Here is a 14,193-nt window from a genome sequence, read left to right on the forward strand (position 1 = left end):
GGCGGGCCGAAGCCCTCTATTTATCTGCAAGGTGAAAAGCGGCTTACTGGGCCGCGAATTTGGCTGCGGTGGCGCGCATGCGGGCCTGTTTGCGCATCGCCGTGTGCATGTGCTCGGCGGCTTCGCGACCGTCCTTGATTGCCCAAACAACCAGCGAGGCCCCGCGAACAATATCGCCCGCAGCAAACACGTTCGCGATGGAGGTTTCACCGGTAATGGCGTCGGCGCGAATGGTACCCCAGCGGCTGACTTTCAAGGCAGGCTCGTCGAACAAGGTCTGCACGTTTTCGGGGTCAAAGCCCAAGGCCTTGATGACCAGATCGGCAGGCACATCAAACTCTCCGCCTGCGACTTCTTCAGGGCTTTGGCGGCCTGATGCGTCGGCTTCACCCAGGCGCATGCGCGCTGCGAGAACAGAGGTGACGCCCGCATCGCTGGAGTGCACGGCTTTAGGTGCAGCCAACCACTCAAACGTTACGCCCTCATCTTCGGCATTGCTGACTTCGCGTGCGCTGCCTGGCATATTGGCGCGGTCGCGACGATAGAGACAGGTGACTTTGGCGGCTCCTTGGCGGATGGCGGTGCGAACACAGTCCATCGCGGTATCGCCGCCACCAATCACGACCACGCGCTTACCAGCAGCATTGAGCGCGCCGCTGTCAAAGTCTGCCACCTGATCGCCTAGACCCGTGCGGTTAGAAGCGGTCAGATAATCCAGAGCCTCTACAACGCCTGCACCGTTAGAGCCGGGGCAGGGCAAAGCGCGCGCCTTATAAACGCCAATAGCGATCAAGATGCTGTCATGGGTGCCGCGCAAATCAGCCAGTGTGCCGTCACGCCCCACTTCGTAATTGGCTACAAACTTCACGCCCGAGGCTTTCAAATGCTCCACACGGCGGTTCACCACTTCTTTTTCCAGCTTAAAGCCGGGGATGCCATACATGAGAAGGCCACCCGCACGATCATAACGGTCATAGATGGTGACTTGATAGCCCTTGTTGCGTAGGGCCTCGGCTGCGGCCATGCCGCCGGGACCAGCACCGATGATGCCGACATGCTCTGCCAATTCCTTTGGCGGAACGATCGGCTCAATCCAGCCATTCTCCCACGCGGTCTCGGTGATATAGCGCTCGACGGCACCAATGGTGACAGCACCATGACCCGATTGCTCAATCACGCAGGCACCTTCGCACAAGCGGTCTTGCGGGCAGATGCGGCCACAGATTTCAGGCATGGAATTGGTAGCAGAGGACAGCGCATAAGCTTCCTCAAGGCGACCTTCAGCCGTCATTTTCAGCCAGTCGGGGATATTATTCTGCAGCGGGCAGCCCGTTTGGCAGAATGGCACACCACATTGTGAGCAGCGCGAAGCCTGTTCATTGGCCTTTTGCGTGATGAACTCACCATAAATCTCATGAAAATCCGCCGTACGCGCAGAAGCGGGCCGCTTCTCGGGCGTTTGTGGGTCAATGCTGACGAATTTGAGGAGCCGTTCGGCCATGATGTTCTCGCAATTCCATAGATTCAGGGACGCGCATGCTGCGCCTAGTCCGGGTCCGATACAGACAAACCCAACTCTTGCCAAGCCAAAACCGCACAATTAGGTAACATACTTTACCTATATATTTGATGGCGACGCATTCATCTGTCACTTCGTCGCGCAATAGTGAAAACCCGTCTGACTTATTTGGTATATAATCTTACCTAGTTGGCCGGTGTAACCTTGGCTGGTTTTGCGCGTGAAGCCGTGCCATGAGGCCTCAAACAACGCTTATCATTGATTGGATGTCATGAGCGATTATTTCGTAGCCATCTTGTTGGGTATTATCGAAGGCCTGACAGAGTTTCTGCCGATTTCCTCGACCGGCCATTTGATTTTGGCTGAGCAATTTCTGCCAGGAAAAGTCCCGGACACGTTTGAGACCATGATCCAGCTGGGTGCGGTTCTCGCGGTTGTCGTGCTCTATTTTGAAAAGCTGTGGGGGGTCTTTATTACCCTACCGTCCAGCCCCGCGTCACGTCAGTTCGCGGCTGCGGTCATTCTCGCGTTTTTCCCCTCAATGTTTCTCGGCGCGCTGCTGCATGACTTCATCAAGGGCGTTTTGTTTAGTCCGGTGGTGGTCTCGGTCACTTTGGTGGTCGGCGGAGTTCTGATTTTGCTGGCCGAGCGCTTCCGGCCCCAGCCCCAAATCCTTGACGTCGATGATATTTCGGTTGCCATGGGCCTGAAGATTGGCATGTGCCAATGTTTGGCCCTGATCCCCGGCATGTCTCGATCTGGGGCCACCATCATTGGGGCCATGATGCTGGGCGTCGACCGCAAGCCTGCAGCGGAATTCAGCTTCTTTCTATCCATCCCGACCATGGTTGGCGTCTTTGCCTATGAAGGCTGGAGCAATCGCGAAGCGTTGCTGGCGCAAGGCGGGCAGGATTTGATCTTGGTCGCCATCGGCTTCCTCGTCTCCTTCATTACCGCGATTTTCGTGATCAAGCTGTTTATTGGCGTCGTGCAGCGTATGGGTTTTGCGCCCTTTGCCTATTATCGCATTGTCGTCGGGCTTTTGATGCTGGGCATCTTCTGGCCGTTCTAGGCTGTTGTGACGCCGAAATGGGTGGCGATTGCGGCAACCAACCGCTCGGCAATCTGGGCCTTTGGGGCTTCTGGCCAGCTTTGGTGCCCGTCTGAGGTGACCAGCATGATCTGGTTGCTTTCCCCGCCCATGACTTCGCCAGAGACATCGTTCGCCACCACCCAGTCACAGCCCTTTTTCGCCCGTTTGGCAGTGGCATAGGCCAGGACGTCGTGGGTCTCAGCGGCAAAACCGATAACCAGGCTTGGCCTCATTGGCCCGGCTTGGGCGATGGTAGCCAGAATGTCGGGGTTTTCGACCAAAGTCATGGCTGGGGCCTTAGCGTCGCCCTTGAGTTTAAGCTTAACGTCGGCTTTGGCCTCCGGCCGCCAATCGGCGACGGCGGCAACCGCGACAAAGATGTCGGCAGGCAAAGCGGCTTGGCAGGCAGCCAGCATATCCCGCGCACTTTCAACCCGCGCCATGGTCACGCCTAGCACGTCATTCAGCGCGGTGGGCCCAGACACCAAAGTCACGTCTGCGCCAGCGTCGGCGAGCGCTTGGGCGATGGCATAGCCCTGCTTGCCGGACGAACGGTTGGATAGGAAACGAATGGGGTCGAGCGCCTCTAGGGTTGGCCCGGCTGTTACGATCGCGCGTTTGCCCTTCAAGGGCTTATCCGCCGATGCCTTAAGCCAATAAGCTTCCACCGCTGAAGCAATCGCGTCGGGCTCTGCCATGCGGCCTGAGCCATATTCGCCGCAGGCCATTGCCCCGTCATCGGGTCCAATGAAATAAACGCCATCTCCGCGCAAGGTGGCCAGATTGCGCTGCACGGCGGGATGCTCCCACATGCGCACATTCATGGCCGGTGCCATCAAGACAGGTTTATCGGTCGCTAGAAGGGCGGTTGAAGCCAAGTCATTGGCCAGACCATTGGCCACTTTACCGATCAGATCGGCTGTCGCAGGGGCCACAAGAACGAGGTCAGCACTTCGCGATAGTTCGATATGGCCCATCTTGGCTTCATGGGTCAGGTTGAACAGTTCTTGATGCACATCGTCCCTGGTCAAGCTGGCCAAGGTTAGCGGCGTCACAAACTGGCTGCCAGCTTGGGTCAGGATAACCCGACAGCCGATGCCACGCTTCTCCAGCGCCCGCACCAGTTCCGGGGTCTTATAGGCAGAGATCCCTCCACCCACGATCAAAAGGACGCGCTTTAAGCTCATACCTGCCATTTAGACCATAAAAACTTGTACCAAAAGCTAAATTCGCAAAGGCACAGCGGTAGTAAATTTGATCGTCTCCATCGCGAAGCTGGAACTGACGTCACTCAACTTCGCGCTGCGGATCAATTTCTTATAGACACGGTCATAATCGGCGATCGAGGCAACCAATAGCTTGAGGAGATAATCGGTATCCCCACTCATGCGGTAAAACTCGACGACTTCTGGAATGGCCGAGACCGAGCGGGCAAAGTTTTCCAGCCATTCATCGGAATGGTCTGACGTCTTAATGGCAACAAAGACCGTCATGCCAAGGCCCACTGCCTCTGGATCGATCAAGGCAACCCGCTTGGCAATAATACCCGCCTCTTCCATCCGCTTGATGCGCCGCCAAGCGGTGTTGGCAGACATGGCGGTGCGCGACGATAATTCCTCTAAAGATACAGAGGCATCGGTTTGAAGTATGGACAAAAGCTTAATGTCCGCTTCGTCAATTTTTTGATTTTCTGGCTTCATGATCGAAGAAATATACCAAAGCCAAGCTGATTTTCAATAAGAAAGTGAAAATTTACCATAGAATCTGTGAGAACCTTTGTCTTCAAACGGGGAGATAGCAACCATGTTCAAGAAATTGTTTGTCGAGCATCCAGAGAGTGTCGGCGAAAGCTATTTTGAACATTTGGGCGTGGCTTTCAGTTTCGGCTTCCAAATGCTGGGTGCAGCCTGTGCCTGCATTATTCATGGGCTCATCCCCGGCCTGTTTAAGTCCACCGGCAGCCAAACTATTTGTTGCCTGCATGAACGGATGGTCTTGCACCGCAATACCAAGCATGCGGCCGCACCGGCCCCAATTGCACGCTCTGGTGAAACAGCCCTAAGCTGAGCGTGTCGGCGCATTGGCTAGGCGCGCGTGATTGTGGGGCCTTATGTTTAAATCGCTTACAAAGTTTGGCCCCGGTGTTGGCCTGGGCCTCTTTCTGGCCGCCATCGCCTATTTCCCAACCCAAGGCACACGCGTCCCCACCCTGCTGATCGCCCTCCTCTTGGGCATGCTGGCCGCAATTTTTCTAACCAAGCCCACGTTCCAGCCCGGCAATGATTTGTTGGCCAAGCCTTTGTTGCGGGTCGGTGTCGCCCTGATGGGCTTTCGCATCACGATTTCGGACTTGCAAGCCTTAGGCTGGCAGCCGGCTGTGATCGCGGTCTCGGCGGCTTTTGGCACCTTATGCTTAGGCTATCTGGCAGGGCGGGCCTTGAAGCTCCCACGCGCCACCGCATTTTTGACCGCCACGTCTGTCGCCATCTGCGGGGCCTCTGCGGCTTTGGCGATTGCAACGGTTCTGGCACGCAGGCCCAATTCCAATGTTGAGCGCGATGTGGTGGCGACTGTGGCCAGCATCACCATCATTGGCACCATCGCCGTGGTGGCCTATCCGGCGCTTTGCCATTTCTTCAACATCCCGATGATCCCGTCTGCGGTGTTTCTGGGCGCTTCCATCCACGAAGTGGCCCAGGTGGTTGCGGCATCGGATGTCTATGGCGAAGCGGCCACTCCGGCTGCGACCACCGTCAAAATGATCCGCGTCGCCATGATGCCAGTTGTGATCTTTGGCCTCTTGATGATCTTATCCTGGCGCGACCGCAAGGAAGGCGATCAGGAAGAGAATGAAGCCACCGTTCCTGTGTTTCTGCTTGGCTTTGTGGCGGCAATTGTGGTGGCCAATACCGGTTGGCTAACGCCTACGGGCATTGCCGCATTGACCAAATTGTCCAGCATTTGCCTGATCGTCTCCATGGTCGCGCTGGGGGCTAACACGTCAATCAAAGGGGTGATGTTGTTGGGCCCACGCGCGGTGGGCGCACTTTTGATCCAGACCGCCATAATTGCCGCCATCTCCGCAACCGGGGTCGGCCTCATGATGATGATGCCAGCCTAGCGGCTAACCGACATCGAATAGGTGAAATGTTCGCCCGGATGGATGCTGATGCTGGCCTGATAGGCCTGACCCGAGGCATCTAGATAGCGCCGCCGTGTCCGCAAAGCGGGATCGCCCACATGCTCGTGCAAGCTCTTGGCCAGCTCGCGGCCCAATTTGATTGCGGAGATGTCCTGTTCAATCGTTGCGGCCAGAACCCCAGCGTGGCGGGCAATATATTCTGCAATTGCGTGTGGCCAGTCATCTAGGGCATCTCGCGGTGGCGCTAGGTCAGCTCGCACGCAGATACGGGTGTGGGCTAGGGGCCTGCCACCGGTCGTCCGCATGCGCAGGCCATCAATCCCAATCCAAGAGAGGCCCGCGTCCAGACCCATAGCCGCAATGTCGGCTGCGTCCGCCGCGCCATAGTTTAAGATCACAAGGCGGGTATCGCGCGCATATTGGAGAATATCGCCAATCTCGCCCCAGCCTTGCGAGAAAGGGCCAATCGGCTTGGCGGCAATCACGACCGAGCCTGCGCCCCGGCGGCGCTCAATCAGGCCTTCGTCGGTCAAGATCCGCAGCGCGTCGCGGGCAGTATGGCGCGAGACTTGATGGGTAGCGCATAAGTCTGACTCAGTGGGTAGAAGGCTGCCAGTTGGATATTGGCCTGAGGCAATGGCTTTGCGCAGATCATCTGCCAGGCGGCGGTAGAGGGGGGTGGGCGCACTCATGCTTTTGCACCTCTATGTTGGGACCAAGCCGATATCAGGTCCGCCCGATGCTGTCGCGCGGCCAGCGAGATAATCGCCTGCGCCCGGGCGTCTTGGTCCAAGGGCTCCAAATCAATGGCCCCCTGCTCAGTCACCAAGATCGGCGCATCAGAGCGGGCAATAGAGACGCTCGGCGTGGTCAGTCGGGGCACAATCCGAGGCTCGCCTTGCTTGCCGACGCTTTGCACCATCACAATCGGCTTGCCGCCGGGACTTAGGCGCGCGCCGCGCAGAAAGTCGACCGCTCCGCCAACGCCAGCCAGCGTGCGTGAGCCTGCAAACTCACAATTAATCTGGCCGAACAAATCCACCTCCAGCGCCGCATTGAGGCTGACAAAACGTTCTATCGCACCAAGATGGGCCGCACCGTGGGTCTCTGTAATCGGGATCAGCTTCAGGCGGGTCTCTTGCGCCATGCGGGCCTGTAAGGCGTGACTGCCAAGAATGATGCCAGCTTTCAAGCTATCCGCCTGATCGGCCAGCACCTTTGCCTCTATCAAAGGCAGGATCCAATCGCCGATCAGGCCAGAGTGGATGGAAAGCCCGCGTCGCCCGGTCAGCCCTGCCATGATCGCCCCGGGAAGCTTGCCAATCCCGGCCTGCAGGGTCGCGCCATCCTCAATCAAGCTGGTCACATGATGAACGATTGCATCCACGTCGCCTGAAGGGGCGGGGGTAGATAGTTGGGCAGGCGGCGCATCGGCCTCCACCCAAGCATCTAGGGCGCTTAAATGTAGCTTGGGTGCGCCTTTCACAAAAGGTAGGCTCGGATTGATCAAGCCGAGCTTGAACACATCGCGGTCAAAGAAGGCGGGGCTTGCATCTGCCGACAGGGATAGCGAGCAAAAACCTTCCGCATCAGGGGCTGCGACATGAAACACCGCAGCCTTGAACGGGGCCGTCCTCAAATAGCGCCAGGCCGCTGAGTAATGACAAGGGATGACGCGTGTTTGGCCTGTGGCGATGGTGGCGGCAAAATCGGGACTGGGTAGAAAAACCTCAGCCGAGGCTTTGAGTGATAAGGTCGCCCAGTCAAAACGATTGAGGCCCGGTACAAACAAGCCACAAAAACTTAGGTCGTCCGCTAGCTCCGGGTTTGCCCGAAATGCCTCTGCCAAGCTCAAGGGCTCTACCGGCCCGGCAGGTATGAAAACCCGCCCGCCGCGTGCCCGTTCAGCCAGAAGGGCAGCCGCTTCTGCCCGCGACGACAGCTTCACGGGATGGGCACTTTGGGCCGAAGAAGTCTTGGTTTGCACGTTTTTGCGGCCTCTTTCGGCAAAATGGGTCAGAGTGATTGCGCTTCGCTCATAGCATGCTATGTCCCCAATATGTCCGGACAAAGCTCAGAGTCTATACAGGCACAGTCACCACACACAGCGGCCCAGAAGCTGGCTCTGCATGTGGCCTCCACCACTTTGGCGACCTTGCCCCCCGAAGCGGTTCAGGCGGTGCGCAACTTCACCTTGGATTTAATCGGCGTTGGCATTGCAGGCACACGCTCTCCCTATGCGACAGGCGTTCGCCAAGCTGCGGCCAAATGGGGCAGCGGGGCTGAGGCCCATGTCTTTGCCACGGGTGAGGCTTTACCCGCGCCGCATGCGGCTTTTGTCAATGCATTTCAGGCCCATGCTTTAGAGTTTGATTGCGTCCATGAAGGGGCCGTGCTGCACCCGTTCACCGTGGTGATCCCGGTCCTGTTGGCCGAGGCGCAGCGGACAGGTTTGGCCGGCGCTCGTTTCGTCTCTGCTGCCGCAGTCGGGGTGGATGTGGCGGCAGGCCTCGGTGTCGCCGCTAAATCGCAAATCCGCTTCTTCCGCCCTGCGACGTGCGGCCTCTTTGGCGCGGTTGCGGCTTTGGCGCATGCACGGGGTCTCAATGCCGATCAGACCGCACATGCCTTTGGCTATGCGCTCGCCTTTGCGTCGGGAACAATGCAAGCCCATGTTGAGGGCACCCCTGCACTCGCGGCCAGTGTGGCAGGTGCGGCACGGTCTGCCTTCGTCGCGGTGGATTTGGTAGAGGCAGGCCTACCCGGCCCCATGGGGTCCATCGATGGCCCGTTTGGCTATCTCTCGCTATTTGAGTTGGAAACCGCCCTTGAGCCTGTGCTGTCAAGCCTTGGTCAAATCTGGCGCGCGGCAGAAGTTAGCTGGAAACCCTTCCCCAGTGGGCGTGCCTCGCACGGCGGGATCGACATGATCCAGCAATTGGTGAGCTTCGGTCTGACCGCAGACAATCTAGAGCATTTGACGATTTCGGCCCCGCCCTTGATCCATCATTTGGTCGGTCGCCCCATCGCGCCACCGCCCTTAGAGGTCAATTATGCGCGCTTGTGCTTGCCCTATGTCGGGGCGATAGCGCTGACCAAGGGTGACGTGGACCTTACCGATTTTACGCCCGAGCGCCTGAATGATCCGGTGATCCACCAGCTTGCCGCCCGCATGCAAGTGGTAGTCAATGACGTGCCCGAAGCGTCTGCGTTCGTGCCACAATCTGCCCGCGTTTTACTCAAGGATGGTCGGGTCCTGGAAGTGGGGATCGAAAGGCTTTTGGGCACACCTCAGCGCCCCTTGAGCCGCGGGGCGCATTTGGCGAAGTTTAGGGCCTGTTGTGCGTTCGGCTTTGGCGGGGCCAACCCTGCTCTGGAAAGTGCCCTCATTGAGGCTACTGACCAGCTGACTGAACTCACCGATGTCGGCCTGTTGGGCCGCCTTGCCGCAGGGATTTTGTCGTGACGGATTTACATACCAGCTTTGCCCAAAGCCTCGATTATCCAGCGCTCCTCAAAGACCATCCGATTGGCGATGACTTTGTAAAGATGGCGACCACCATCAGTCGCGACTACTTGCGCGCCCATCAAGAGCGCTTGTTTCAAAAGCTGGTTGCCCGGGCCGCCAAAACCCATTTCTACCGGCGCCTGTGGGGCAAGCATGGGATAGAGGCTGGCGACATTAAATCGCTCGACGATCTGCCCAAACTACCGACCTTCGGCAAGCAAGAGATTGTTGAAAGTATCGCGCTTCATCCGCCTTTTGGGGACTTTGCGGGCTTGGATTCCTATCCCGAGGGTGCCCGACCGCCGATGATTTTTCACACCACAAGCGGCACGACGGGGCGGCCACAGCCGCTGTTCTTCGGGGCGAAAACACGGGAAGTGCAGAACCTATTGCTCGCCCGCTTGTTTCGCTGGCAGGGCATGCGGCCAAGCGATGTGGTCCATTCGGTTTATGGTCACGGCATGATCAATGGCGGCCATTATATTCGCGAAGCCGTCACCCGCTGGACAAGTGCGACTTTCATGTCGGCGGGTACCGGGATTGAAACGCGCAGTGCGGCGCAAGTGGGCCTAATGCGCGACTTTGGCGCGACCGTCATTTTGGGCTTCACCGACTATATCAAAAAGCTCGCTGAAGTGGCCCGCGCCGAGGGGTTAGAGCCGGGTGTTGATATTCCGATCCGCATGATCTCGGGTCAATTTGGCCGCGAAGATAAGGATGCAGTCTCCGCCCTTTGGGGTGGGGCGGCATGTTACGATTGGTATGGCGTTGGCGATACCGGCATGATCGCGGGCGAAGGGCCAGACCGCGATGGTCATTATGTTATGGAAGACGCCCATTGGGTCGAAATCTGCGACCTCGATACCGCCCAGCCTGTGCCCGATGGCCAGACTGGTGATCTGATTGTCACCTGTCTGTTCAAGGATGATGTTTATCCCATCATCCGCTTCAACACCCATGATGTCAGCGCTTTTCGAACCGACAAAAGCTCCATCGGGGTGCAGTTTAAGCGGATTGAAGGCTTCCTTGGCCGGTCTGACAATATGGTGAAGCTGCGCGGCATCAATGTCTTCCCGCAAGCGGTCGGGCCGATCCTGGCCGAACTGCCAGCCTTTGCCGGTGAGTGGATTTGTAAGGTCATGCGCGACGCACAAGGCCGCGATGAACTTGTCGTGGTATGCGAGGATCGCGGCGGCAATCCAGAAGCCTATCGCGAGACCTTGAAGCGTAAACTCGGCATCGAAGCGCAAGTCGAATTGGTGCCGCCCGGTGGTACGGCTGCTTTGACCCAGATTGAGTCCAGACAAAAACCCATTCGCCTGCTAGATCACCGCTGATGGATCACTCAACCCTTCTTGCCGCCAATCAGGCCCTCAACGCCTTTATCGCCTTTGATGAAACGCCACCTGCTGCGGCCGGGCCACTGGCTGGCCTACGGCTCGGGATTAAGGGCAATATTGCGGTTCAGGGCCTTGCCAACACGGCAGGGGCCGAGGCGCGGTGCCATGCTATCGCGGCTACGGATGCGCCTGTGGTGGCGACATTGCGCGCTGCGGGTGCTGATATCATCGGTACACTGAATATGCATGAAGGTGCCTTGGGTGCCACCACCGATAACAAGGCCTATGGCCGCTGCATCAATCCCTGGCGGCCCAATTTCTCTCCCGGCGGCTCGTCGGGTGGTTCAGGTGCCGCAATTGCGGCGGGGCTTGTCGACGCGGCGCTGGGCTCAGACACCATGGGCTCCATCCGGCTACCGGCATCTTATTGCGGTGTGTATGGGTGGAAGCCATCAGGAACTTTGGTTTCACAAGTTGGTGTTGTGCCGTTGTCGACCACCTTGGATCAAGTGGGCCCTTTAGCGAAAGACCCGGAGACCTTGTGGGCCGTCGCGAAAGCCTTAGGCGCACCAGCGCCGCTGACTGATATGCAGGGCCTTCGCTTTGCTGTCGCGCGCGACCGTGTGGGTGCGCCACCGCTGGTTCAGCCAGTGTTTGATGCGGCCTGCCAACGCCTGAAAGACGCAGGGGCAGAGGTAGTCGAAGTTGATCTGGCCTTGGGCTTCTCCGATATCGATATCGTTTTGGCCTGCCTCTTGGTGTGTGAAATTGAAGGCGCACGCGAATGGGCCACCGAACTGGCAGATCCGAAGTCGGGCTTAACGGAAGAGTTTCGGGCCATGCTGCTTTACGGCAAGAATTCGCCGAAAGCGCGCATCGATCAGGCTTATGAGACCATTGCGCTGGCCAAAGAGCGCCTGCGCGCTTGTCTCGCGCGTGAAGGATTAGCAGGCGTTATCAGCCCTACCGTTTCACATGTCGCCTTTGACCACGACGTCGGTCCGCCCGTGGATCAGGCCTATGCCACAATGTACGCCAATGTTGGCGATCTGCCTGCCATCAGTGCACCCATGGGCCTGATCGATGGCCTACCCATCGGGTTCCACGCCATGACGGCACCGGGCCGTGAAGACATTGCGTTAGGTCTTGCTGGCATCTTTCCTGCGATGACTTTGCCGGTGTGGCAGGGGTCCTAGAGCACCTAAACACAAAAATATGTCTCGGCGAACAGTGGTTAACCCTTGCCGAATGAGGCCCTTGCGCGCATGTTTAGGTTCGGGACGGGCAAGTGGAGAGATGCGATGAGAACGCTTGTAACTTTAATTGCCCTTGCTGCTACAGTAGGCCTATCGGCTTGTGCCACGACGACGACCAAGTCTGGCCCAACGCCCTATCAAGCCGCAGCAACAGGTAAATTCGGCTTTACTGATCAACGGATTGAAGCCAATCGCTTTCGTATTACGTTTGACGGCAATACCAAGACCACCCGTCAGCAAGTTGAGGACTCGCTTTTGTTACGGGCCGCTGATGTGACCATCGACAATGGCTATGACTGGTTTCAAGTCGCCCAGCGATCCACCGATCCCAAGACCTATAGCCGCCCGCGCACGGGGTCGCGATGGGCATTTGGTGGCGGGATTGGCTATTCTTCGTTTCGAACCTTCCACCCACGGTATGGCTGGGTGAGCTATTATGACCCGTTCTGGTCAAACAGTTTCTACGACCCGTTCTTCGACCGGTTTGACAAAGAAGAAATCACCCGTTTTCAAGCCACGGCTGAGATCATTTTGGGTAAAGGCCCCAAGCCAGCGGATCGGGTCGAGGCGTTTGACGCCCGCGATGTGAAGGCGAATTTGGGCGCACGCATCACGCCGCCTCCAGCACCGCCTGTAGCAAAGCCCTAATGCGGATCATCCTGTTCCGCGATTGTACAGAAGCAATAGAGCCTTGGGAGCCAGAGCCCGATCGGGTTGTGGTTGCCGGGGCCACAGGCGGCACGCAGAACCTGTATGAAAGCGGCGATGGTCGCGTATTTTCAGGCGTCTGGCATGCGACACGTGGTTCTTGGCGGGTCATCTATGACGAGATGGAATATTGCCACATCACCAAGGGCCGTGCCCGTCTTACAGCCTCGAACGGCGACGTCATCGAGGTTCAAACCGGCGATGGCTTTGTCATTCCAAATGGCTTTGAAGGCGTTTGGGAGGTGCTCGAAGACATGGAAAAGCACTATGTGATCGTGCTGCCTGCGGCGGGCTGATTGGCTTGCTTTTGGCTAATCGTCTCGACATGGTTTTGGTGACCCTTCTGGTCCCCAAAACCATGTCGAAAATTCTGAAACGGTGATTTTGCGCGTCAAGGTCAGATTTCCGTTGGAAATCTGTCGCACCGCGACGCAGCAGAGCTGCGACCTTGACCCGCCAAATCACCAAACCAAACTTGAGCTGGGCCTTTGGTGAGGCAGAGCCCTCACCAAAGCGTTCCAGACAGAAGAATCTAGCCACACACGGAAATGCCTAAGGCTTCACCGCCTCAGCATAAAGCTTGGACACCTGGTTCCAATTGATCACGCTCCACCAGGCATCGACATAGTCGGCGCGCTTGTTCTGATATTTCAGATAATAAGCATGCTCCCACACGTCATTGCCAAGGATGGGCTTGCCGCGGAAATCGCCGACATCCATCAAAGGATTGTCCTGATTAGGGGTGGAGCCGACAGCTAGCTTGCCGTCTGGTTTGACGACCAGCCAAGACCAACCAGACCCGAAACGCCCCATGGAGGTGGCACGGAACTGGGTCTTGAAGGCATCAAGCGAGCCAAAGTCGCGGTTGATTGCGGCGGTCAACTCTGGCGACGGCGCGCCGCCCGTGCCTAAGGGAGCCATAATTTTCCAATAGAAACTGTGGTTCCAATGCCCGCCTGCATTGTTGCGAATGGCCGCTGGGGCCGTTGAGGCAGTGGCCAAAAGCGCTTCGAGGCTCTTACCAGCATAGGCCGGCGTGGCTACAATGGCAGCATTGAGGCCTGTGACTTGCGCGCCATGGTGGCGTTCAAAATGGATGCGCATGGTCGCCTCATCGACGATAGGCTCCAACGCGCCAAAAGCATAAGGCAGGGCAGCTTGGGTAAAGGCCGGTGCAGCCGGTGTCGCGGCTGTGGCTGGTACGACTGGGGCCGCTGGGGTTTGTGCCAAGGCAGCTGAGGACAACAAGCTGAAGGCGGTCAGGGTCAAAGTCAGGGCTAGGCGCATGAATTCTACTTTCCTAAAGACGTGGCTGGAACATGGTCTGCGGTGTGGCAAGAAACAAGTCTGAACGTGCTGACAATAATGTCACCAGTCCCGTAGTCTTGCGTTAAGAGCGTGGCACAAAGAGGGCATGAAGATGGAAGAACGCGTTGAGGCCTTAGAAGTTCACGTGATGCATTTGATGCGCACAGTCGAGGAGCTGTCGGATCTGTCGCATCAACAAGCTGATGAGATTAAGCGCCTAAATCGTCGGCTCGAATTGATGCTGGAGCGGGAGGCGCAACGCCAGCATGATAGCTCAGAAGCCCCTCCCCCCGATCAGAAACCACCCCATTATTGACGC

15 protein-coding genes are annotated in these 14,193 nt (G+C 57.6%); 9 read left to right on the plus strand and 6 right to left on the minus strand.

Going from position 1 to position 14,193, the window contains the following annotated elements:
• Positions 1-43: 43 nt before the first annotated feature.
• Positions 44-1,501 (minus strand): NAD(P)-dependent oxidoreductase, encoded by a 1,458-nt coding sequence (locus ACIQ20_RS06500; RefSeq protein ID WP_395778561.1) that lies wholly within the window; start codon positions 1,499-1,501, stop codon positions 44-46.
• Positions 1,502-1,790: 289 nt separating this feature from the next.
• Between ACIQ20_RS06500 and ACIQ20_RS06505 the strand changes: the two genes are divergently transcribed.
• Entirely contained in the window at positions 1,791-2,591 is an 801-nt protein-coding gene (locus tag ACIQ20_RS06505) for an undecaprenyl-diphosphate phosphatase (RefSeq protein WP_395778563.1), read from the plus strand.
• Here the strand turns inward: ACIQ20_RS06505 and coaBC are convergent.
• Positions 2,588-3,799, minus strand: a complete 1,212-nt coding sequence (gene coaBC / locus ACIQ20_RS06510) for a bifunctional phosphopantothenoylcysteine decarboxylase/phosphopantothenate--cysteine ligase CoaBC (protein WP_395778565.1) — start codon at positions 3,797-3,799, stop codon at positions 2,588-2,590. The genes ACIQ20_RS06505 and coaBC overlap by 4 nt on opposite strands.
• Before the next feature lie 36 nt (positions 3,800-3,835).
• Positions 3,836-4,312, minus strand: a complete 477-nt coding sequence (locus ACIQ20_RS06515) for an Lrp/AsnC family transcriptional regulator (protein ID WP_395778567.1) — start codon at positions 4,310-4,312, stop codon at positions 3,836-3,838.
• 103 nt (positions 4,313-4,415) lie between these two features.
• Between ACIQ20_RS06515 and ACIQ20_RS06520 the strand changes: the two genes are divergently transcribed.
• Positions 4,416-4,679: a DUF6356 family protein gene (locus tag ACIQ20_RS06520; protein ID WP_395778569.1), complete on the plus strand. Its 264-nt coding sequence runs from the start codon at positions 4,416-4,418 to the stop codon at positions 4,677-4,679.
• A gap of 43 nt (positions 4,680-4,722) precedes the next feature.
• Entirely contained in the window at positions 4,723-5,733 is a 1,011-nt protein-coding gene (locus ACIQ20_RS06525) for a YeiH family protein (protein WP_395778571.1), read from the plus strand.
• Here ACIQ20_RS06525 and ACIQ20_RS06530 read toward each other — a convergent pair.
• Positions 5,730-6,446: a GntR family transcriptional regulator gene (locus ACIQ20_RS06530; RefSeq protein ID WP_395778573.1), complete on the minus strand. Its 717-nt coding sequence runs from the start codon at positions 6,444-6,446 to the stop codon at positions 5,730-5,732. The two genes, ACIQ20_RS06525 and ACIQ20_RS06530, sit on opposite strands and share 4 nt — an antisense overlap.
• Positions 6,443-7,741, minus strand: coding sequence for an acetyl-CoA hydrolase/transferase C-terminal domain-containing protein (locus ACIQ20_RS06535; protein ID WP_395778575.1), 1,299 nt, complete (start codon positions 7,739-7,741; stop codon positions 6,443-6,445). Before ACIQ20_RS06535 ends, ACIQ20_RS06530 begins: the two co-directional genes overlap by 4 nt.
• Before the next feature lie 72 nt (positions 7,742-7,813).
• Here ACIQ20_RS06535 and ACIQ20_RS06540 point away from each other — a divergent pair, with 72 nt between their 5' ends.
• From ACIQ20_RS06540 to ACIQ20_RS06560, 5 genes are all read left to right on the plus strand, one after another.
• Positions 7,814-9,220 carry an MmgE/PrpD family protein gene (locus ACIQ20_RS06540; RefSeq protein ID WP_395778577.1) on the plus strand — a complete coding sequence of 469 codons (1,407 nt, stop codon included), beginning with the start codon at positions 7,814-7,816 and terminating at the stop codon, positions 9,218-9,220.
• A complete protein-coding gene (locus ACIQ20_RS06545) occupies positions 9,217-10,599 on the plus strand; it encodes a phenylacetate--CoA ligase family protein (protein ID WP_395778579.1) in 1,383 nt (460 codons plus the stop codon). Before ACIQ20_RS06540 ends, ACIQ20_RS06545 begins: the two co-directional genes overlap by 4 nt.
• Positions 10,599-11,798 carry an amidase gene (locus ACIQ20_RS06550; protein ID WP_395778581.1) on the plus strand — a complete coding sequence of 400 codons (1,200 nt, stop codon included), beginning with the start codon at positions 10,599-10,601 and terminating at the stop codon, positions 11,796-11,798. The genes ACIQ20_RS06545 and ACIQ20_RS06550 overlap by 1 nt, the downstream gene beginning before the upstream one ends.
• A gap of 105 nt (positions 11,799-11,903) precedes the next feature.
• Positions 11,904-12,506 carry a CC0125/CC1285 family lipoprotein gene (locus ACIQ20_RS06555; protein ID WP_395778583.1) on the plus strand — a complete coding sequence of 201 codons (603 nt, stop codon included), beginning with the start codon at positions 11,904-11,906 and terminating at the stop codon, positions 12,504-12,506.
• Positions 12,506-12,862, plus strand: coding sequence for a cupin domain-containing protein (locus ACIQ20_RS06560; RefSeq protein ID WP_395778585.1), 357 nt, complete (start codon positions 12,506-12,508; stop codon positions 12,860-12,862). The genes ACIQ20_RS06555 and ACIQ20_RS06560 overlap by 1 nt, the downstream gene beginning before the upstream one ends.
• Before the next feature lie 256 nt (positions 12,863-13,118).
• Here the strand turns inward: ACIQ20_RS06560 and ACIQ20_RS06565 are convergent, their stop codons facing one another.
• Complete coding sequence (locus tag ACIQ20_RS06565; protein WP_395778587.1) at positions 13,119-13,853, minus strand: superoxide dismutase; 735 nt, start codon at positions 13,851-13,853, stop codon at positions 13,119-13,121.
• 133 nt (positions 13,854-13,986) lie between these two features.
• Here ACIQ20_RS06565 and ACIQ20_RS06570 point away from each other — a divergent pair, with 133 nt between their 5' ends.
• Positions 13,987-14,190, plus strand: coding sequence for a SlyX family protein (locus ACIQ20_RS06570; protein ID WP_395778589.1), 204 nt, complete (start codon positions 13,987-13,989; stop codon positions 14,188-14,190).
• The last annotated feature ends 3 nt before the right edge of the window (positions 14,191-14,193 follow it).

The organism is Aquidulcibacter sp., from assembly GCF_044346625.1.
GTDB lineage: Bacteria > Pseudomonadota > Alphaproteobacteria > Caulobacterales > Aquidulcibacteraceae > Aquidulcibacter.